This is a genomic window from Nocardiopsis codii (genome assembly GCF_036327455.1).
Taxonomy (GTDB): Bacteria; Actinomycetota; Actinomycetes; order Streptosporangiales; family Streptosporangiaceae; genus Nocardiopsis; species Nocardiopsis codii.
Genome location: NZ_JAUZMY010000030.1, coordinates 73,788 through 92,635, shown reverse-complemented (window position 1 = coordinate 92,635; position 18,848 = coordinate 73,788). Strand labels below are relative to the sequence as shown.

Sequence of the window (18,848 nt, the reverse complement as noted above, 5' to 3'; positions counted from 1 at the left end):
CGCGGGCCACCGCGGGGGGGGGGGGGGGCCCCCGGGGGGGGGAGCCCCGCCCGCCGTGCGCAGCCCCGACCACCCTCCCGGCGCCGCTCCCGCGGGTTCCCGTGCGCCCCATGACCTGTCCCACAGAACGAAACCGCCGACGTCGTGTCGGATCGGGAATGTCCCGGCCCCGTGGGAGGTTGGTCTACCTCTGGGTGGGTTCGAACAAGTTCCCCCGCGGACCCCGCCCACTCCCACGACCGACCACCCACACGACAACGCGAGGACACCTGTGACCGGGCAGCCCAACCCATCCGTAGCCGAGGAGAACTCGGCCGGCCAGCGCGGCGGCGCGGAGCCGCGCACCGCCGACCGACTCGTCATCCCGCTGCTCCTCGTGTCGGCGTTCGTCGTGATCCTCAACGAGACGATCATGGGCGTGGCCCTGCCCGCGCTCAACAGGGACCTCGGGATCTCCGTCTCCACCGGGCAGTGGCTGACCTCGGCGTTCATGCTCGTGATGGCCGTGGTCATCCCGGCCACCGGCTTCCTGCTCCAGCGGTTCCACCTGCGCCAGGTGTTCATCGCCGCGATGACCCTGTTCAGCGTCGGCACGCTGATCTGCTTCCTCGCACCCGGCTTCGGGATCCTCCTGACCGGCCGGGTCGTCCAGGCCGTCGGAACCGCGATCATGATGCCGCTGCTCATGACGACCGTGCTCAACCTGGTGCCGCCGGAGCGCCGCGGCCGCACCATGGGCAACATCTCCATCGTCATGTCGGTCGCCCCCGCCGTCGGCCCCACACTCGCCGGCTTCATCCTCAGCGCCCTGGACTGGCGCTGGATGTTCGGGCTCGTCCTGCCCATCGCGCTGCTCGGCCTGCTCCTCGGCTCGCTGTTCATCCGCAACGTCACCGAGCCCCGCCACGCCAGCATCGACATCCTCTCGGTCCTGGTGTCGGCGTTCGCGTTCGGCGGGCTCGTCTACGGGTTCTCCAGCCTGGGCGAGGGCCACGCCACCGCCATCGTGCCCCCGTGGGTCGCGATCACGGGCGGCGCCGTCGCCCTGGTCCTGTTCGTGTGGCGCCAGCTGCGCCTCCAGCGCGACGACCGCGCCCTGCTCGACCTGCGCGTGTTCCGCTCGCGACAGTTCTCGATCTCGATCGGTCTCGTCGGGGTCAGCTTCATGGCCCTGTTCGGCACGCTCATCCTGCTGCCGCTCTACATGCAGAACGTGCTCCAGCACGACACGCTCGTCACCGGCCTGACCCTGCTGCCCGGCGGACTGACGATGGGCCTGCTCGCCCCGGTGGTCGGGCGCCTCTACGACCGGTTCGGTCCGCGCCCCCTGGTCATCCCCGGTGCCGCGGTCGTCTCGCTGGTGCTCTGGTGCATGACGCTCTTCGGCACCGACACGCCGCTGGGCTTCGTGGTCGCCACGCACGTCCTGCTGAGCGCTGGCCTGGGCTTCATGTTCACGCCGCTGCTCACCGGCGCGCTCGGTTCGCTCAAGCCCGACCTCTACTCGCACGGCAGCGCCGTGGTCGGCACCGTGCAGCAGGTCGCGGGCGCGGCCGGTACCGCGACGTTCATCGCGGTCATGTCCGCCAGCTCGGCGAGCCTGCTCACCGACGGGCTCCCCGAGATCAGCGCGCAGGCGGGCGGCATCCACATCGCCTTCCTCCTCGGCGCGACGATCTCGGTCCTGGCCTTCGCGGCGACCTTCTTCGTGCGCCGCGTGGAGGCGGGCACCGCGGAGGGCGCCCCGGTCGCCCATTAGGGCGTGTTCCGTGGATGCTTTCGGTTGACTCGGCGCTTGCGCCGATAGACGCGAGCGGCTTCCGGGCCATCTCTCGCAAGACGGGTGGCGCAGGTCAGCCCGGGTTTGGCTGTCGGAGCGCAGTCGGCGCGGCGAGAGGCAGCCCGGGGGACGCGAGCCCGGAATGATCCGCGGAACGCGGCCTGGGCACCGGCAGCGTACGGCGGCCGCGCACGGGACTCCCGTGCGCGGCCGCCGTCGTCTCCGGAGCGGCCCCTGTCCCACGCGGGGCCGCGTCCCCGGGCAGGAGGTCGCCGCGGGGGAGCCGACGCCGCGCCGTCCGCGGTGCGTTCGGCCCGCCCCCGGAACGCCCCTGGATAATCGGGGCACGGGGCCGCGCACGGCGGCCGCTGCCGGAGGGGGAGAGACATGGGCACGAGGCGAACGCACGCGGTCCGCGCCGTGATGCTCGGCCTGGCTGCGGGATCGCGCTCCGCGCTCGGAACCGCCGCGCCCCTGTGGGCCACCTCGTCCGGTCTGCGGCGGGTGGCCCTCGCCGCGGGTGTCGCCGGGGAGATGGTCGTGGACAAGGCCCCCGCCGTTCCCAGCCGCCTTTCCGCGTCGAGCCTGCTGGCCCGCTCCGCCAGTGCGGGGGCCGGCGGCGTCCTGCTGGCGCGGGCCCGCTCGCGTCCGGTCGTCGTGAGCACGGTGCTCGCGGTCGCGGCGGCGCCCCTCGGCGCGCTCGCGGGCGCCGGGTGGCGGCGGTGGTGGACCGGCAGCGGGCGCTCCCCGTGGATCGGCGCCCTCATCGAGGACGGCTGCGCGCTCGCCCTCGCCAGGGCCGCCTGCCGCGGATCGGACGGGGAGTCCGCGGTGGACGACGGTCCCGGCCCGTTGCGGAACGGCCGCTCGCGGCTCCGTCGGAGGGCGGGTTCGGCACGCCCCCGCACCGGGTAGGTGACCCGGGCAGAGCACGCATCCGACCCTGGGGACACACATGGCACGCCTGATCGACCTGCACGGCACCGCGATGGAGGAGTTCGACCGCCGGGTCCGGGCGGTCACGCTCACCGACTGGGCCCTGCCCACGCCGTGCGCGGACTGGGACGTCCACGACCTGGTCAACCACCTCGCCACCGAACAGCTGTGGGTCCCGCCCCTGCTCGGCGGCGCGCGGATCGAGGAGGTCGGTGACCGCTTCGACGGTGACAACCTCGGCGAGGAACCCGCCGCCACCTGGGCGGTCGTCTCCCGTGAGGCCCGCACGGCGTGGCTCGCCCCGTCCTCCCTGGAGAGCACGGTCCACCTGTCCTTCGGCGAGGTGCCCGCCGAGATCTACCTCTGGCAGATGACCTTCGACCTGGCGGTGCACGCCTGGGACCTGGCCCGCGCCATCGGCGCGGACGAGTCCATCGACCCGGACCTTGCCAAGGAGCTCCACGCCTGGGCGTCCGACCAGGACTTCGGACCGGGGAGCATGTTCGACGCGCCGGTGCGGGTCGGCCCCGACGCCACGGTCCAGGACCGCCTGATCGCCCTCACCGGACGCCGGCCCTGACCCGCCGCGGTGCGTGTGACCCGGCCGGGACCCACGCCCCGAACCCGATCCGGAGCCGCACGTGCGCGGTGTGTCCGGACGGGGCGTCCTCGTCGTGGAACAGGACGACGGGGGCCGCACACGCGGGCGGGGGCGTTTCCGCCCGCTCCTGTGCGGGGGCGGACCCGGGTCCCGCGGGCGCCCGCTGTCCACCGCGCGTCAGACGGGCAGGGCCGCCACGGATCCGCGCACGGCGAGCGTCACCGGCAGCCGCACCGACTCCTCCTGGGGGTTGAGCAGCAACCTCATGACGCTGCGCCCCAGCAGTTCACGGTCGAGTCCCACCGTCGTCAGGCCCGGATCCAGCAGGGCGGACGTGGGCAGGTCGTCGTGGCCGACCACGCTGACGTCACGGCCCACCCGCAGCCCCAGCGACCGGGCCGCGTCGTAGACGGCGGTGCCCAGGTAATCGGAGTTGAAGACCAGCGCGTCGTGCTCCGCGGCGGAGATCCGCTCGGCGGCCATCCGCGCCACACTGGCGTGGTCCAGCGGGCACCGCACCACGGTCCCCTCGATGCCCCACTCGGCGCACCGCCGCAGGAACTCCTCCTCCCGGCCCCAGTCGGCGGCCAGCTCCCGCGGCGCCATGACGAGTGTCGCCCTCCGGTGGCCGCGCTCGCGCAGGTGCCCCAGCGCCAGCGTGACGGCGGCACCGTCGTCCGGACCCACCGTGGGAACCCGCGGGGCGCCCTCGGGAGCCGACAGGTCCGGGGTGCAGTTGAACGCCACGACCGGGATGTCGGTGTTGTTCGGCAACCAGGCCGACAGCGGGCCCCGGCGCCCGATCGGGGCGATGGCGATTCCGCCGACGGCCTCCGCCGTGAGCCTGCGGAGCGCGGCGGCCTCGCGCGCGACGTCGTAGTCCGAGCTCATGATGAGGAGGAGGGCGCCCTCCTCGTGGGCCTGGACCTCCATGCCGCGCAGCACGTCGAGGAAGAAGGGGTTGCGCATGTTGCGGATGACCACCCCGTACGCCGACCGCTTGCCGGTGCGCAGGGCCCGGGCCCTGCCGTCGGCCTGGTAGTCGAGGTCGGACGCCGCCGCGCGCACCCGTTCCACCGTCCCGGGAGCGACCCGCCCTGTGCCGTTCAGGGCGAAGCTCGCCTGGGCGACGGAGACCCCGGCTCGGGCCGCGACGTCGCGCAGCGTCGCGCGCTTGCGGGGACTGGACATGTGCTTCCCTCCGGGTGCCCCACGGCGGGGCTCAGACGATTATCCCGACGCCGCAGACCCTCCGGGGACCGGTCGCCGCCACCGGTCGGCTCCGCCGTGCGGCACCGCTGTCGCGCCGCCGGGAGCCCCGGCCCGGTACCGCGGCCCCCGCACCCCGTGCACGGTACCGCCCGGCGCACGGACGCCGGAGGCGGCGCCGCGGTTCCGGCGCTCGGGGCGGGAGGTGCGTGGGCGCGCTCGTGTCGCTCCCGGTTCCGACAGTGTTCTCCTCCAGGACACGGATCACGACACCGCAGGTCAACTGGCTGGTGAATCGTTTAACCAACGGGGTGCTCCCCACCCCGGCCCGGGCCCTCCGGGGCCGCCCGACCATCAACGGAGAACCCCCATGTCCCGAACCCGCCGACGCACGGTGGCAGCGGGTGTCGCCGCCACCGTCGCCACCGTCTCCCTGGCCTCCTGCGCGAACGTGGAACCGCCCGCGGGCAGCGCCTCCGGGAACGGCGAGATCGTCATCACCTACAACTCCCCGAGCGAGTGGGGCAACTACGGGGAGGTCCTCCGCGCGTTCACCGAGGAGACCGGCGTCGAGGCCCCCAACGACCCGAAGAACTCCGGGCAGGCCCTCGCCGCCCTCCAGGCGGAGCAGGGCTCGCCCGTCGCCGACGTCGCCTACACCGGCATCGCCTTCGCCGAGCAGCTGGTGGGCGCGGGCGTCCTCCGGAGCCACGTCCCGGAGGGCTCGGAGGACGTCCCCGAGGAGCTCAGGGACCCCGACGGCGCCTGGACCACCGTCCACACCGGCACCATCGCCTTCATCGTCAACGAGGACCACCTGGACGGTGCGCCGGTCCCCACGAGCTGGGACGACCTCCTCGACCCCGCCTACGAGGACAAGGTCGGCTACCTCGACCCCACCCAGGCCGCCGTCGGCTACTCCGCCGCGACCGCCGTCAACCTCGCCCTGGGCGGCTCCCTCGACGACTGGGGGCCGGGACTGGACTACCTCGGAGCACTCCGGGACAACGGCGCGAGCACCTCCGCGCAGACCGCCACGGCCAAGGTCGCGCAGGGCGAGATCCCCATCCTCGTCGACACCGACTTCAACGGCTACAAGCTGCGCGACGAGGGCGCCAACGTCTCCGTCGTCATCCCCGAGGAGGGCTCGCTCCAGATCCCGTACATCGTCGGCCTGGTCGACGGCGCCCCCCACGAGGAGAACGGCAGGCGGCTGCTCGACTTCTACTTCTCCCAGCAGGGACAGGACCTCTTCGCCGCCGGGTACATGCGCCCGGTGACCGGCGAGATGCCCGCCGAACTCGCCGACAGGGTGCTCCCTCCCGAGGACTACGAGCGGGCGGCCACCATCGACTACATCGAACAGGGCGCCCGGCAGCAGGAGTTCATCGACCTCTACCTGGACGAGGTCGGCTTCTAGTGCCGACCCGTCAGCCGCACCGCGTCCGCACCGCCGCCCCGCCGGGGTGGGTCGCGGCCGTCCCCGCCCTCACCGTCATCCTCCTGTTCAGCGTCTACCCCGTCGCGGTCATGGTCGTGAACTCCCTGGGCGCGGGCCGGCCGCCGGCCGACGGCGGGCCGACGCCGGAGCACTACCAGCGGGCGCTGTCCTCGGACGCGGTCCGCGAGGCACTGGGCAACTCCGTCCTCATCGCGGGGGGCTCGGTGCTGTTCACCCTCGCCATCGCGCTCCCCGTGGTCCTGCGCCAGGCACGCGAAGACCGCGAGGGGCGCGGCAGCGCCACCGCCGACGCCCTGCTCACCCTGCCCATCGCGCTGCCCGGCATCATCATCGGCTTCTTCGCGATCGTCCTGACCGGACGCACCGGCCTCCTCGGCCTGGTCTGGGACGGGTTCTCCGGGCTCGCCTACACCTTGCCCGGCCTCCTCGTCGCCTACGTCTACTTCGCGCTCCCGCGCGTCCTCGGCCCGCTCCGCGGCGCCGCCGCCACCCTCGACCCCGTCCTGACCGAGAGCGCCCGCACCCTGGGCGCCTCCCGCGCCAGGGTGTTCCTCACCGTCACCCTCCCCCTGCTGCTGCCCGCCACCATCGAGACCGCCGGCACCGCCGTCGCGGTGGCCCTGGGCGGCTACGGCACGGTGGCCACCCTCTCCGAGGGCATACGCCTGCTCCCGCTCAACGTCGTGAACGAGCTGACCACCGGGTACCGCCTCGCCGCCTCCTCCACCCTCGCCGTGCTGCTCGCGGCCATGGCCGTCCTCGCGCTGGTCCTGGGCCGCCTCCTGGCCCGGGTCGCCCGGAAGGCGGTGGCGTCATGACACGCCTCATCACACGACTGACCTGCGCCTTCGTGGCCGTTCCGATTCTGGCCACCCTGATCGCGGCCACCAGCGCCGACTTCTCCCAGGGCCCCTGGGGCGGCGGCGCCACCCTGGACTGGTTCGCCTACGCGTGGCCGCCGCTCGCGCCCGTCATCGGGCGCAGCCTCGCCGTCGCCGTCCTGGTCGTGCTCCTCAACCTGGCGGTCGGAGGCCCCCTGGCCTGGTGGGTGGCCCGGTTCCCGTCCGCGCTGACCAGGCTGACCGGCTACCTCGTGAACGTGCCCCTGGCCGTCCCCGGCATCGCGCTCAGCGTCGCGCTCGTGGGCACCTACCCGCTCCTGCGCCCCAGCGGACTGCTCCTCGTCCTGGGACACCTGGTCTTCACCCTGCCGTTCACCCTGGCGGCCCTCGTCCCCGCGCTCGCCGACGACGAACTGCGCGCCAACGAGGGGGTCGCCCGCAGCCTCGGCGCCCGGTCGGTCCGGGTCCTGTGCACCGTCACCGTCCCGGCCTGCCTGGTCGCCGTCACCCAGGCGGTCACCATGGTGTTCGCGCTGTCCTTCGGAGAGTTCAACATCAGCTTCTTCATCAACCCGCCCGCCACGCCGACCGCGCCCTTCGCGCTGTTCGACGCCTACTCCACCCAGCGCCTCGAACTCGCCTCCGCGCAGTCGATGATCTTCATCGCCTTCGTGGCTCCGGTGCTGACCGCCATCGTCCTGGCTCGCCGATGGGCCCCGAGGAGGACCCCGTGAGTACCCAGACCGCAGCCCCCGCCCGCACCACCGGGTCCGGTCTCTCCGTGGACGCGCTCACCGTGCGCTACGGAGCCACCGTCGCCGCCGAGGACATCAGCCTCGACGTCGCGCCGGCCGAGACGGTCGCCGTCATCGGCCCGTCCGGGTGCGGCAAGAGCACCACCCTGCGCGCCGTCGCCGGCCTGGTCCCGGTGCACGGCGGCACGGTGACCCTCGCCGGGCGCGACGTCACCGGTCTCGACCCGGCCCGGCGCGGCATCGGCCTGGTCCCGCAGAACTACGCCGTCTTCCCGCACATGAGCGTGGCGGCCAACATCGGCTACGGGCTGAGGGCCCGACGCGCGCCGACTGCCCGCAGGGAGGCCCGGGTGCGCGCGATGCTGGAGCTCACCCGGCTCACGGACCTCGCCGCCCGGCGACCCGACCAGCTCTCCGGCGGGCAGCGCCAGCGGGTGGCCCTCGCGCGGGCCCTGGCCATCGAGCCCGACGTGCTGCTGCTGGACGAGCCCCTCGCCGCCCTCGACCCGCAGCTGCGCGGCGGACTCCGCCGGGAGCTGTCGTCGATGCTGGCCGCGACCGGGTGCGCCACCCTGATCGTCACCCACGACCAGAGGGAGGCGCTGTCGCTCGGGTCGAGGATCGCCCTGCTCCGGGAGGGCCGCCTGGTCCAGTTCGACACCCCGCAGCGCCTGTGGGAGGACCCGGCCGACGCGTTCGTCGCGGACTTCCTGGCCAACGCGGTCCTGCTGGACGTGGACCGCGACCACGACCACGTCGCGGCCCTCGGCGGCCGGTGGCGCGTGCCCGTCCGCGATCTCGCGGTGCGGCCGACCGGCCACGGGGTGGAACGCCTGCTCCTGCGCCACGACAGCTTCACCCTGGCCGACGGCCCCGGAGAGGGGACCCTGGAGGCCGAGGTGACCCACTCGGAGTTCGGCGGCGACGCGGTGCACCTGACCGTGCGCGCCGGCGACCGCAGCCTGGGCGTACGCGTCCCCCCGGACGCGCGCATCGGCCGGTCGGTGCGCCTGGCGGTCGCCCCCGGCGGCGCGACCCTGCTGACCCCCCACGCCTGACCCCGTCCCACGGCCCGCCCGCCCCCGCGGACCGGGCCACGGCAACGAGAGGAACACGCATGCTCGAACTGGAGATCCTCGGATCCAACGCGACCGCCCCCACCCGGGAGGGGCCCGCCTCCAGCTACCTGCTCCGCACGGAGACCGGGGTGGTGCTGGTCGACGCGGGGCCGGGGTCGCTCCTGGCGTACTGCGCGCGCCACGACCTGGCGGACCTGCGCGGCATCGTGGTCACCCACATGCACGCCGACCACAGCCTCGACCTGATGGCGTGGGCGTACCGGTGGACGTTCCCCGAGGTGCTGCCGCGGGTCCCGCTGTTCTTCCCCGAGGGGGAGCGGGAGAGGCTGGCGGCGTTCGACGCGGTGTTCGGCATCCCGACCCTGCCGACGATGAACAGCCCCATCGCGCAGTCGTGGGACCTGCGGGAGATGCCGCGCGACGGGACGACCGTCCACACGGTGGACGGGGTGGCGTTCCGGTCCTACGCCGCGCACCACAGCGTGCCGTCGGCGGCGCTGCGCTTCGAGGCTCCCGGCGGGCGCACCGTGGCGTTCTCCTCCGACACCGGCTACTGCGAGCCGGTGGTGGAGGCGGCGCGCGACGCGGACCTGTTCGTGTGCGAGGCCACCTACCTGGAGGCCGACGAGCAGGCCCTGCACGGTCACGGGCACCTGACCGCGCGGCTGGCGGGCGCCCTCGCGGCGGAGGCCGACGCGCGCCACCTGGTGCTGACGCACTTCGCCAGCCCCGCCCTGTGGGACGAGGGCAGGGCCCACGCCGCGAGCGGCTACTCCGGGAAGATCAGTGTGGCCGTCCCCGGAACGGTTTTCTGACCGGAACCTCCCGCGGATCCGGGCGGATCCGTCACCGGGCCCGCCCGGTCCCGCGTCGGCGCGGGTCCGCCCGCCCTCTCGCGGGACGGGGAGCGCGGGAGGCGCGGCCGGCTCCGGGTCCGGCCGCTTCGCCCCGCCGTGGCGGCTTCGCCGAGCCACCCTCTTGTCACACAATGTGACGAAGCCTACGAGGGGAAGGAACATCCGGTGGACGCCACGATCACCCTGCGCGTCGACGGTGAGGAACGCCGGCTCACCGTCGACACCCGCACCACCCTGCTGGACGCCCTACGCGACCGCCTGGAGGCGACCTCGCCCAAGAAGGGCTGCGACCACGGCCAGTGCGGCGCCTGCACCGTCCTCCTGGACGGCCGCCGCATCCTGTCCTGCCTGGCCCTCGCGGTCGCGCACGACGGGGCCGACGTCACCACCGCCGCCGGTCTGGCACGCACGGACGAGGGCGCCGCAGGGGGAGGGCTCCACCCCGTGGCCCGAGCCTTCGTCGACCACGACGGGTTCCAGTGCGGCTACTGCACGCCGGGGCAGGTCTGCTCGGCGGTGGGCATGCTGCGGGAGGCCGCGGCCGACTGGCCCAGCCACGTGACCGCGGACCTCGACGCCCCGGTGCGGCTGGACGACGAGGAGATCCGCGAACGCATGAGCGGCAACCTGTGTCGCTGCGGCGCGTACACCAACATCGTCGCCGCGATCCGGGAGGCCGCACGGTGAGGCCCTTCGACTACACACGCCCCGACGGGCCCTCGGCCGCCGTCGCACTGGTCGCCGCCGACCGCGGCGCCGCCTACCTCGCGGGCGGCACCAACCTGGTCGACCACATGAAGCTCGGCGTCGCCTCGCCCACCAGGCTCGTGGACGTGCGCGGCGTGCTCGGAGACCGGGTCGAGGAACTCCCCGACGGGCGGATCCGGGTCGGCGCCGCCGTGCCCAACAGCGACCTGGCCGCCCACCCGGCGGTCCGCCGGCGCTACCCGGTCCTCTCCGCCGCCCTGCTGGCCGGCGCCTCGGGACAGCTGCGCAACGCCGCCACCACCGGCGGGAACCTCTTCCAGCGCACGCGCTGCCCGTACTTCCAGGACACCACCACGCCCTGCAACAAGCGCGAGCCCGGCACGGGCTGCCCGGCGCTGGAGGGGCACGGCCGCGACAACGCGGTCCTCGGCGCCTCCGACTCCTGTGTGGCGACCCACCCCTCCGACATGGCGGTGGCGCTCGCCGCACTGGGCGCCGAGGCGCGCGTCCTCGGACGCGGAGGGGAACGCGTCGTGCCCATCCCCGGCCTGCACCGGCTCCCCGGCGACGAACCCGACCGCGACACCGTCCTCGACCACGGCGACCTGGTCACCGCGATCGACCTGCCCCACCTGCCGACGGCCGCGCGGTCCGCCTACCGCAAGGTGCGCGACCGGGCCTCCTACGCGTTCGCGCTGGTGTCCGTGGCGGCGGCGCTCGACGTCGTGGACGGCACGGTCGCAGACGTGCGCATCGCCTTCGGGGGACTGGCGCACGTGCCCTGGCGCGCCCACCGCGCGGAGGAGGCGCTGCTCGGCGGGCCGGCGACGGAGGAGGCGTTCCGCGACGCCGCCCGCGCCGAACTCGCCGACGCGCGCACCGGGCGCGACAACGCCTTCAAGGTGCCCCTGGCCGTCAACACGCTCGCGTCCACGCTGCGCGGCCTCGCCGCCGGGGAGGCACGATGACCACCCCGCCGACCACGCCCGCCGTCGGCCGGCCGCTGGCCCGCCTGGAGGGGGAGGCCAAGGTCACCGGGCTGGCGCCCTACGCCTACGAGCACGCCCTCACCGACCCGCTCCACCTCGGCCCCGTCCTGTCCACCGTCGCCCGGGGCCGGATCAGGTACGTGGACACCGCGCGCGCGGAGGCGCTCGCTGGGGTGCGCGCCGTCCTGACACCCGCCAACGCCGAGCGACTCGCCGACACCGAGGACCGGGAGTTCGCCGTCCTCCAGACCGACGAGGTGGCCTTCCGCGGCCAGTTCGTGGCGGCCGTGGTCGCCGACACCCCGGAGACGGCCCGTGAGGCGGCCGGCCTGGTGAGTGTCTCCTACGACACGGTTCCGCACGACGTGACGCTGACCGCCGACCACCCGGGCCTGTACCGGCCGGACGGGGTCAACGCCCATCCCGACGCGGACACCGAGCACGGTGAACCCGACGCCGCACTCGCCCGTGCCGCCGTCGTCGTGGACCACACGTACCGGACCCCCATGGAGCACAACAACCCCATGGAGCCGCACACCACCGTCGCCCTGTGGGACGAGGGGGCCGGCCGCCTCACGCTCCACGACTCCACCCAGGGCGCCCATCCCGTCAGGCGGACGGTCGCGGGGGTGTTCGGGCTCGACCCTGAGGACGTCAGGGTGATCGCCCCGTACGTCGGGGGAGGGTTCGGGTCCAAGGGCTCGGCCCACGCCCACAACGTCCTCGCCGCCATGGCCGCCCGCGCCGTGCCGGGAAGGCCGGTGAAGTTCGCGCTGACCCGGCGGCAGATGTTCAGCCTGGTCGGCTACCGGACTCCCACCATCCAGAGGGTGAGGCTCGGAGCCGACCGCGAGGGGCGCCTGGACGCCCTCGTGCACGAGGTCGTGGAGCAGACCTCCAAGGTCAAGGAGTTCGCGGAACAGACCGCGGTGTGCTCCCGGATGATGTACGCCGCCCCCCACCGCCGCACGTCGCACCGGCTGGCGCCGCTGGACGTGCCCATCCCGTTCTGGATGCGCGCGCCGGGTGAGGCTCCGGGGATGTACGCGCTGGAGTCGGCCATGGACGAGCTGGCCCAGGCGTGCGGTGTCGACCCGGTGGAGCTGCGCCTGTGCAACGAACCCCCCGCCCACCCGGAGACGGGGGAGCCCTGGTCGGACCGGGCGCTCGTCCGGTGCCTGCGCGAGGGGGCCGAGCGCTTCGGCTGGCACGCGCGCGACCCCGCACCGGGGGTCCGCCGCGACGGCGACTGGCTGCTGGGAACCGGGGTCGCCTCCGCCGTCTATCCGCACCTGGTGAACCCGGGGTCGGTGGCCGAGATCCGGTACGGCGAGGACGGCCGCTACCGGGTGGGCATCGGCGCCGCCGACATCGGCACCGGCGCGCTGACGGCCCTCACCCAGATCGCCGCGGACGCGTTGGGGCGCCCCCTGTCCGAGGTCGTCGTCGCGATCGGCGACACCGACCTGCCGGAGGCCTCCGTCGCCGGCGGATCCAGCGGAACCACCTCCTGGGGGGCGGCGGTCGTCGCCGCGGCCCGGGCCTTCCGGGACGAGCACGGCGCCGATCCCGCCCCGGGCGCGGGCGCACGCGGGACCACACCCGAGGACACCGCGACGCCGGGCTACGCGCAGTTCTCGTTCGGCGCGCACTTCGCGGAGGTCCGGGTGCACGCCGACACGGGGGAGGTCAGGGTCCCGCGGATGCTGGGCCTGTTCTCGGTGGGCAGGGTCGTCAACCCGCGCACGGCGCGCTCCCAGCTCCTCGGGGGGATGGTCATGGGCCTGTCGATGGCGCTGCACGAACAGAGCGTGGTCGATCCGGAGTTCGGCCACGTCGTCAACGGTGACCTGGCCGGCTACCACGTCGCCGCGCACGCGGACGTCGCCGGTCTGGAGGCCGACTGGCTGGAGGGGAACGACCCGCACGCGGGACCCCTGGGGTCGCGGGGCGTGGGGGAGATCGGCATCGTGGGGGCGGCGGCGGCCGTCGCGAACGCCGCCCACCACGCCACCGGCGTGCGGATCAGGGAGTTGCCGCTCACCCCGGACCGCTTCCTGCGCTGACCGGAGGGGGCGGGGGGGGGACACCCCGCGGGGCGCCCCGCCCGCAGGAGGTAGGCGGCTGGGGGTCGGCCCCCGGAGGGGGCGCCGGGGGCCGACCTGGGGAGAGGGTCAGCGGTCCCCGGCCGTGGCCGGGGAGGAGGAGAACCGGTGCGGCCCCTGGAGGACGCCCTCGGCTTCCATGACCCTAGGTGACCACACTCCCGTGGTGCGCGGTATGCGATTCCAGAAAAAAAGTTCAGGAATTCAGGAAACGACCACGGCCTCGGACCCACGGGGCGGCCCGGCGCCCCCGATCGGACGGGCGTACGCCCAGAGGGCCCGTGTTTCGGTGCGCACGGAGAGTTGTTCCCGCCCATGAAAAAACCCCGTGTGCGCCTCGGTGACGGGTCCGGGGCGCACACGGGGAGGGGTCCTGCCGGAAGGGGGCTACTCGTCGCCGCTGTAGGAGTTGTACTCGTTGGCGCGTTCCTGGCCGGACATCGCGTGGATGGCGTCCATGACCTCGTCGGCGATCACCCGGCGGGCCTTGCCCGGCGCGAGGTGGTCGTAGCCGATGGAGAAGTCCAGGGGTTTGCCGAAGCGGACGGTGAAGGGCCGCGGGCGCGGCATGGACGTCCCGATCGGCTGCACGTCCTGGGTGCCCGACAGCGCCACCGGCACGATCGGGGCCTTGGACTCCATCGCCAGGTGCGCCACACCGGTCCGCCCCCTGTAGAGGCGTCCGTCGCGGGAACGGGTGCCCTCGGGGTAGATCACGCACGCCTCGCCCTTGCGCAGCCGGTCCAGCATCAGCTCCAGGGACATCATGGCGCCGCGCGCGTCGGAACGCTCCACGGGCACCGCCCCCAGCGAGGTGAAGACGGTCCTGGTGAACTGCCCCTTGAGGCCGGCGCCCTCGAAGTAGGACGCCTTGGCCAGGAAGCGCACCGGGCGCTGCGTCACCGACAGCGGGATGATGATGCTGTCCACGAACGACAGGTGGTTGCTGGCGAGCAGCACCGCGCCGGTGTCGGGGATGTTCTCACGGCCCTCGATGGTCGGGCGGCACAGGGTACGGGCGAGTGCCGATGCCGTCTGCCGCAGCGCACCGTAGAGCACGTGGTCTCCCTCACGAGGTTGGTCGGATGCCGAGTCCAATGTAAGGGCGACCGGTCGGTAACAACGGCACCGGGTGACGGGAGTGCTCCAGGTCACCGTTTCGGGGGTGATATCCGTACCCGGGGCCGTCGGTGCGGCCGGACCCGCAGGTCCGGGCCGGTGGACGCGGTCAGCCGACGCGGCGCCACTCGGTGTTGGCGCCGCACACGACCAGGCAGGGGCGCTCTCCGGGAACCCGCCCGGCGAGCCAGGCGGCGAAGGGCACCGCCGCCGCCGGTTCGGTGGCGATCCGGAACTCCTGCCACAACCGGTCCTGCGCCTCGACGATCTCGGCGTCGTCGACCAGCGCGGGGGTCACCGGGTTGGCGCTCAGCACCTCGAACGGGACCCGGCCCAGGGTGGCCGCTCCCAGGGCGGAGGACGCCACCGAGTCCACGGGAGTCTCCACGGGGTGGCCCGCGGCCAGGGCGGCGTGCAGGCTGCGGCAGCCCTCGGGCTCCACACCCACCACCTCGCGCCCGCCCGCGCCCAGGCGGACCCCGGCTGCCAGCCCGCCGCCGCCGACCGCGACCACGATCGTGTCGCACTCGGGGGCGTCCGCGGCGATCTCCAGTCCGATCGTGCCCTGACCGGCGACGACCAGGGCGTCGTCGAAGGCGTGGAGGTAGCGGACGCCCTCCGCGTCCGCGCGGGCTCTGGCGGCCTCGGCGGCCACGGCGTAGTGGTCTCCGAGTCTGACGATCTCGGCGCCGGTGGCGGCCAGCGGCGCCGCCTTGGCCTCGGGGATCGTCTCGGGGACGTACACCGTGGCGTGCAGGCCCAGCAGACGGGCGGCGGTGGCGACGCCGAGCCCGTGGTTGCCGCCGGACGCGGTGATGACCCGCTCGGTCGGCTCGCCGCCGAGGAGCGCGTTGAGGGCCCCGCGCAGCTTGAACGCCCCCGTGCGCTGGAGGTACTCCAGTTTCAGGGTCAGCGGCCGGCCGTCCACCTCGGTGTGCATCACCGGGGTGCGCCGGGCGTAGGGCGCGATGCGTTCGGCTGCCGCACGGACGTCGGTGGCCGTGGGCGTGAGCGCTGCGTGCGCGATCTTGGGGCTCATGGTTCCACTCTGCCGCTACTCACGATTAACTTAAAGTTGGGTCTGCTAAAGATCGGTAAGCAGAACTTTGTGTCAGTTTCTGTTTGTGGGGGAGGTCGCCGTGCTGGACGCCAACCGGCTGCGCGTGCTCGTGGAGATCGCGCACGCGGGATCCATCGCCGCCGCGGCCGAACGGCTGTCGTTCACCCCGCCCGCCCTGTCCCAGCAGCTCACCAAGCTCGAACGCGAGGTCGGCTGCGTCCTGGTCGAGCGCGGTCGCACGGGCGCCACCCTCACCGAGGCCGGACTGGTGCTGCTCGCGCACGGCGAACGCGTCCTGGGCGAGCTGCGCGACGCCGAGACCGCCGTCCGCGCGGTCGCGGGCGTGGCCCCCGACCGCCTGTCCCTGGGGGCCTTCGCCAGCGCGGGCAAGGTCCTGCTGCCCGCCACCCTCGCCGCCTTCGGCCACGAGCACCCGCACGTGCGGCTGTCACTCTCCGACATCGAGCCGCCCGGAGGATACGGCCTGGTCACCGCCGGTGAGCTGGACCTGCTCGTCACGCACCGCTACCCGGGTGTGCCGCTTCCCCGGGCCGGAGGGCTCCACCGCGAACGCGTCCTCGTGGACCCGCTGCTGGTGGTCGCGCCCACCGGCCACCCCGTCGGCGACCGGGACCTCGGGCTGGCGGACCTGGCCGACGAGGAGTGGATCTGCGGGGCGCCGGGCATCCACAACCGGATCAGCCTGGACACCGCCGCGGCGGCGGCGGGAGTCCGGCTGACCGTGGCCTACGAGACCCGCGACTACGAGGTCGCCCTGGCGCTCATCGAGGCCGGGGTCGGGGTGGCGCTCGTCCCGAGCAGCATCCTGGGCGCCGCCCGGCCGGGCCGCTGGGTGAGCCGCCCGCTGCGCGACGCGCGCCTGGCCAGGGAGATCTACGCCGTGCACAGGCGCCGGCCGACCGGTCCCGTCCACGCCATGGTCCAGATCCTCCGGGAGGTGGCGGCCACCGCCCCGGGAGCCGCCCCGGACCCGCGCTGAGGGCTGACGGTCCGCGGACCCGGAAGGCGCACGCCGGGTCGGGCGGAGCCCGGCCCCGGACGCGACGGGATCACAGCGGCGGGGCCCCGGGCGGGAGCGGGGCGTTCCACCGGTACCGCAGCGCGAGGATCCGCACGGTGAAGCAGACCAGGGCGCCGGCGATCGCGACCCAGCCCGTGCCGAACCCGAGCACGTTCGCGACCACCACGAACGCGGCGCCGAGCATCGCCGGGATGGCGTACAGGTGGGAGTTGGCGCTGAGCACCGTCGGCACGCGGTTGAGCAGCACGTCGCGGACGGTCCCGCCGCCGACGCCGGTGATCGCGCCCAGCAGGACGGCCTGGAGGGGGCCGAACCCCAGTTCCAGCGCCTTGGTCGCGCCGATCACCGCGAACAGGCTCAGACCGGCCGCGTCGAACAGCAGGATCGGCTTGGACAGGTGCCTGAGCTGCCGGCTGAGGAAGAAGGCCGCGGTGCCGCCGGCCAGCGCGGTCGTGATGTAGCGCCAGTCCTGGAAGGTCGCCGGGGTCACCCCGAGCAGGACGTCGCGGATGATGCCGCCGCCGATGGCCGTCACCAGGCCCAGGGACAGGACGCCGACGATGTCGACCCGGGCGGTGCGGATGGCCGTCAGCGCCCCGTCGATGGCGAACGCCAGGATGCCGACGAGGTCGAGGACGAGGATCAGGTTCTGCGTGGACATGCGCGTGCGCCGTGGAGGCGGTTCCTTCCGGGGCGGACCGGTTGCCGACCCGCAATTCCATCACGTCCGGAGTCCGGCGGGGGACGTTGGGGGAGTGACCCGCCGCACGCCGGTAGGGGCCCGTTCCCGCCCCGGACCTGCGGGGAGCCGTTCACCGCGTGCGGTCGGCCCCCGGTCGAGCGGGCCCTCCGGTGCGCCGGAGCGCGTGTCGGCCCTTCCCCCGGACCCCGGACAGGGGACACCATCGTGGTTGACCCACCGGGCAGCAGGCGGAACGAGGCACATGGAACACCTGGACGCGATCATCATCGGCATGGGACCGGGCGGCGAGACCGTCGCGAGCCGCCTGCTCGAAGCGGGCAGACGGGTCGCCGTCATCGAACGCGAACTCGTCGGGGGCGAGTGCGCCTACTACGCCTGCGTCCCCACCAAGGTGCTGCTGCGGCCACCGGAGGCGCGCGAGGAGGCCGCCGGCGCGGCGGGACTGTCCCGGCCCGACCTGGACTGGCCCCGCCTGCGCGAGTACCGCGACCAGATGATCCGCCACCTGGACGACACCAAGCAGGTCCAGGGGTACGAGGACCAGGGCGCTCTCGTGTTCAAGGGGGAGGCGCGCTTCGTCGGCCGCGACCCGTGGAGGGTGGCGGTGGGCGACACCGAGCTCACCGCCGAACACGTGGTCGTCGCCACCGGATCGGAGGCGGTGCGCCCGCCGATCGACGGACTCGACTCCCTGGACGCGTCCAGGGTGTGGACCAACCGGGAGGCCACCACCCTCACCGAGATCCCCCGCAGCGCCCTGGTGATCGGCGGCAGCGCCGTGGGTGTCGAACTGGGGCAGTTCCTGTCCCGGATGGGCGCCGCCGTGACGATCGTCCAGCGCGGACCCCGGCTGGTGGACCGCGAGGAACCGCGGCTGTGCGAGCTGATCAGCGACCAGTTCGCCCGCGACGGGGTCTCCGTGCACCTGGGCACGCAGGTCGCCTCGGTGGCCAGGGACGGCGACGGAGTGCTAGCCACCCTCGACAACGGCGACCGCTTGCACGTGGAGGTGGTGGTGCTCGCCTCCGGGCGCCGCCCCCGGACCGACGCCCTAGGCCTGGGGGCGGTCGGCGTGGAGACGGAGCGCGCCGGCCTTCCGGTGGACGGGCGCTGCCGGGTGGAGCCGGGCCTGTGGGCCATCGGCGACGCGACGGGCGTGTCGATGTTCACCCACGTGGCCAAGTACCAGGGGCGGGTCGCCGCCGACAACATCCTCGGCGCCGGGCGCACCGCCGACTACACGGCGGTCCCGCGCGTGATCTTCTCCCAGCCCGAGATCGCCGGGGTGGGGCTCACCTCGCGGCAGGCCGCGGAACAGGGGATCGACACGGTCACCGCCGAGGCCGACCTTCCCGGGTCCCTGGCCCGGCCCTGGACCTACGCGACCGATCCGCGGGGCACACTGGGGCTGGTCGCCGACCGCGGGCGCGGCGTCCTGGTGGGCGCGTGGGCGTTCGGGCCGCTGGCGTCGGAGTGGATCCACACCGCCGCGCTGGCGATCCGCGCGGAACTTCCGGTGGCGACCCTGCTCGACTCGATCCCGCAGTTCCCGACCTTCAACGAGGCCTACCTGATCGCCCTGGAGAAGTTGGACATGTAGC

The 18,848-nt window shown here is 74.0% G+C and carries 17 protein-coding genes; 13 read left to right on the top strand and 4 right to left on the bottom strand.

The window, feature by feature from the left end; all coding sequences use genetic code 11:
- Positions 1-271 precede the first annotated feature (271 nt).
- From Q8791_RS25370 to Q8791_RS25360, 3 genes are all read left to right on the top strand, one after another.
- Positions 272-1,759: an MDR family MFS transporter gene (locus Q8791_RS25370; RefSeq protein ID WP_330094319.1), complete on the top strand. Its 1,488-nt coding sequence runs from the start codon at positions 272-274 to the stop codon at positions 1,757-1,759.
- A 408-nt stretch (positions 1,760-2,167) separates the two neighbouring features.
- Entirely contained in the window at positions 2,168-2,695 is a 528-nt protein-coding gene (locus Q8791_RS25365; protein ID WP_330094318.1) for a hypothetical protein, read from the top strand.
- Between the two features lie 40 nt (positions 2,696-2,735).
- Complete coding sequence (locus tag Q8791_RS25360; protein ID WP_330094317.1) at positions 2,736-3,296, top strand: TIGR03086 family metal-binding protein; 561 nt, start codon at positions 2,736-2,738, stop codon at positions 3,294-3,296.
- Between the two features lie 198 nt (positions 3,297-3,494).
- On the opposite strand, the gene Q8791_RS25355 is transcribed toward Q8791_RS25360, so the two are convergent.
- Positions 3,495-4,508, bottom strand: a complete 1,014-nt coding sequence (locus tag Q8791_RS25355; protein WP_330094316.1) for a LacI family DNA-binding transcriptional regulator — start codon at positions 4,506-4,508, stop codon at positions 3,495-3,497.
- Positions 4,509-4,896: 388 nt separating this feature from the next.
- On the opposite strand from Q8791_RS25355, the gene Q8791_RS25350 reads away from it, so the two are divergent.
- The 8 genes from Q8791_RS25350 (at position 4,897) to Q8791_RS25315 (ending at position 13,284) form a co-directional block, all read left to right on the top strand.
- Positions 4,897-5,946 carry an extracellular solute-binding protein gene (locus tag Q8791_RS25350; protein ID WP_330094315.1) on the top strand — a complete coding sequence of 350 codons (1,050 nt, stop codon included), beginning with the start codon at positions 4,897-4,899 and terminating at the stop codon, positions 5,944-5,946.
- The gene (locus Q8791_RS25345; RefSeq protein ID WP_330094314.1) at positions 5,946-6,806 is read left to right on the top strand and encodes an ABC transporter permease subunit; all 861 of its coding nucleotides are present in this window, start codon (positions 5,946-5,948) and stop codon (positions 6,804-6,806) included. The genes Q8791_RS25350 and Q8791_RS25345 overlap by 1 nt, the downstream gene beginning before the upstream one ends.
- Positions 6,803-7,564, top strand: coding sequence for an ABC transporter permease (locus Q8791_RS25340; protein ID WP_330094313.1), 762 nt, complete (start codon positions 6,803-6,805; stop codon positions 7,562-7,564). Before Q8791_RS25345 ends, Q8791_RS25340 begins: the two co-directional genes overlap by 4 nt.
- On the top strand, positions 7,561-8,643 hold the full coding sequence (locus Q8791_RS31885) for an ABC transporter ATP-binding protein (protein ID WP_407942053.1): 1,083 nt from the start codon (positions 7,561-7,563) through the stop codon (positions 8,641-8,643). Before Q8791_RS25340 ends, Q8791_RS31885 begins: the two co-directional genes overlap by 4 nt.
- 59 nt (positions 8,644-8,702) lie before the next feature.
- Positions 8,703-9,479, top strand: a complete 777-nt coding sequence (locus Q8791_RS25330; RefSeq protein ID WP_330094312.1) for an MBL fold metallo-hydrolase — start codon at positions 8,703-8,705, stop codon at positions 9,477-9,479.
- 207 nt (positions 9,480-9,686) lie between these two features.
- On the top strand, positions 9,687-10,208 hold the full coding sequence (locus Q8791_RS25325) for a 2Fe-2S iron-sulfur cluster-binding protein (RefSeq protein WP_330094311.1): 522 nt from the start codon (positions 9,687-9,689) through the stop codon (positions 10,206-10,208).
- The gene (locus Q8791_RS25320; RefSeq protein WP_330094310.1) at positions 10,205-11,197 is read left to right on the top strand and encodes an FAD binding domain-containing protein; all 993 of its coding nucleotides are present in this window, start codon (positions 10,205-10,207) and stop codon (positions 11,195-11,197) included. The genes Q8791_RS25325 and Q8791_RS25320 overlap by 4 nt, the downstream gene beginning before the upstream one ends.
- On the top strand, positions 11,194-13,284 hold the full coding sequence (locus tag Q8791_RS25315) for a xanthine dehydrogenase family protein molybdopterin-binding subunit (protein ID WP_330094309.1): 2,091 nt from the start codon (positions 11,194-11,196) through the stop codon (positions 13,282-13,284). The genes Q8791_RS25320 and Q8791_RS25315 overlap by 4 nt, the downstream gene beginning before the upstream one ends.
- Before the next feature lie 426 nt (positions 13,285-13,710).
- Here Q8791_RS25315 and Q8791_RS25310 read toward each other — a convergent pair whose 3' ends face one another.
- Together Q8791_RS25310 and Q8791_RS25305 are read right to left on the bottom strand one after the other, a co-directional pair.
- Entirely contained in the window at positions 13,711-14,382 is a 672-nt protein-coding gene (locus Q8791_RS25310) for a lysophospholipid acyltransferase family protein (RefSeq protein WP_330094308.1), read from the bottom strand.
- A 169-nt stretch (positions 14,383-14,551) separates the two neighbouring features.
- Positions 14,552-15,481, bottom strand: a complete 930-nt coding sequence (locus Q8791_RS25305; protein WP_330094307.1) for a threonine/serine dehydratase — start codon at positions 15,479-15,481, stop codon at positions 14,552-14,554.
- Positions 15,482-15,581: 100 nt separating this feature from the next.
- Here Q8791_RS25305 and Q8791_RS25300 point away from each other — a divergent pair, with 100 nt between their 5' ends.
- On the top strand, positions 15,582-16,502 hold the full coding sequence (locus Q8791_RS25300) for a LysR family transcriptional regulator (RefSeq protein ID WP_330094306.1): 921 nt from the start codon (positions 15,582-15,584) through the stop codon (positions 16,500-16,502).
- Positions 16,503-16,572: 70 nt separating this feature from the next.
- Here the strand turns inward: Q8791_RS25300 and Q8791_RS25295 are convergent, their stop codons facing one another.
- Entirely contained in the window at positions 16,573-17,205 is a 633-nt protein-coding gene (locus tag Q8791_RS25295) for a trimeric intracellular cation channel family protein (protein WP_330094305.1), read from the bottom strand.
- A 283-nt stretch (positions 17,206-17,488) separates the two neighbouring features.
- Between Q8791_RS25295 and Q8791_RS25290 the strand changes: the two genes are divergently transcribed.
- The gene (locus Q8791_RS25290; RefSeq protein WP_330094304.1) at positions 17,489-18,847 is read left to right on the top strand and encodes a dihydrolipoyl dehydrogenase family protein; all 1,359 of its coding nucleotides are present in this window, start codon (positions 17,489-17,491) and stop codon (positions 18,845-18,847) included.
- The last annotated feature ends 1 nt before the right edge of the window (position 18,848 follow it).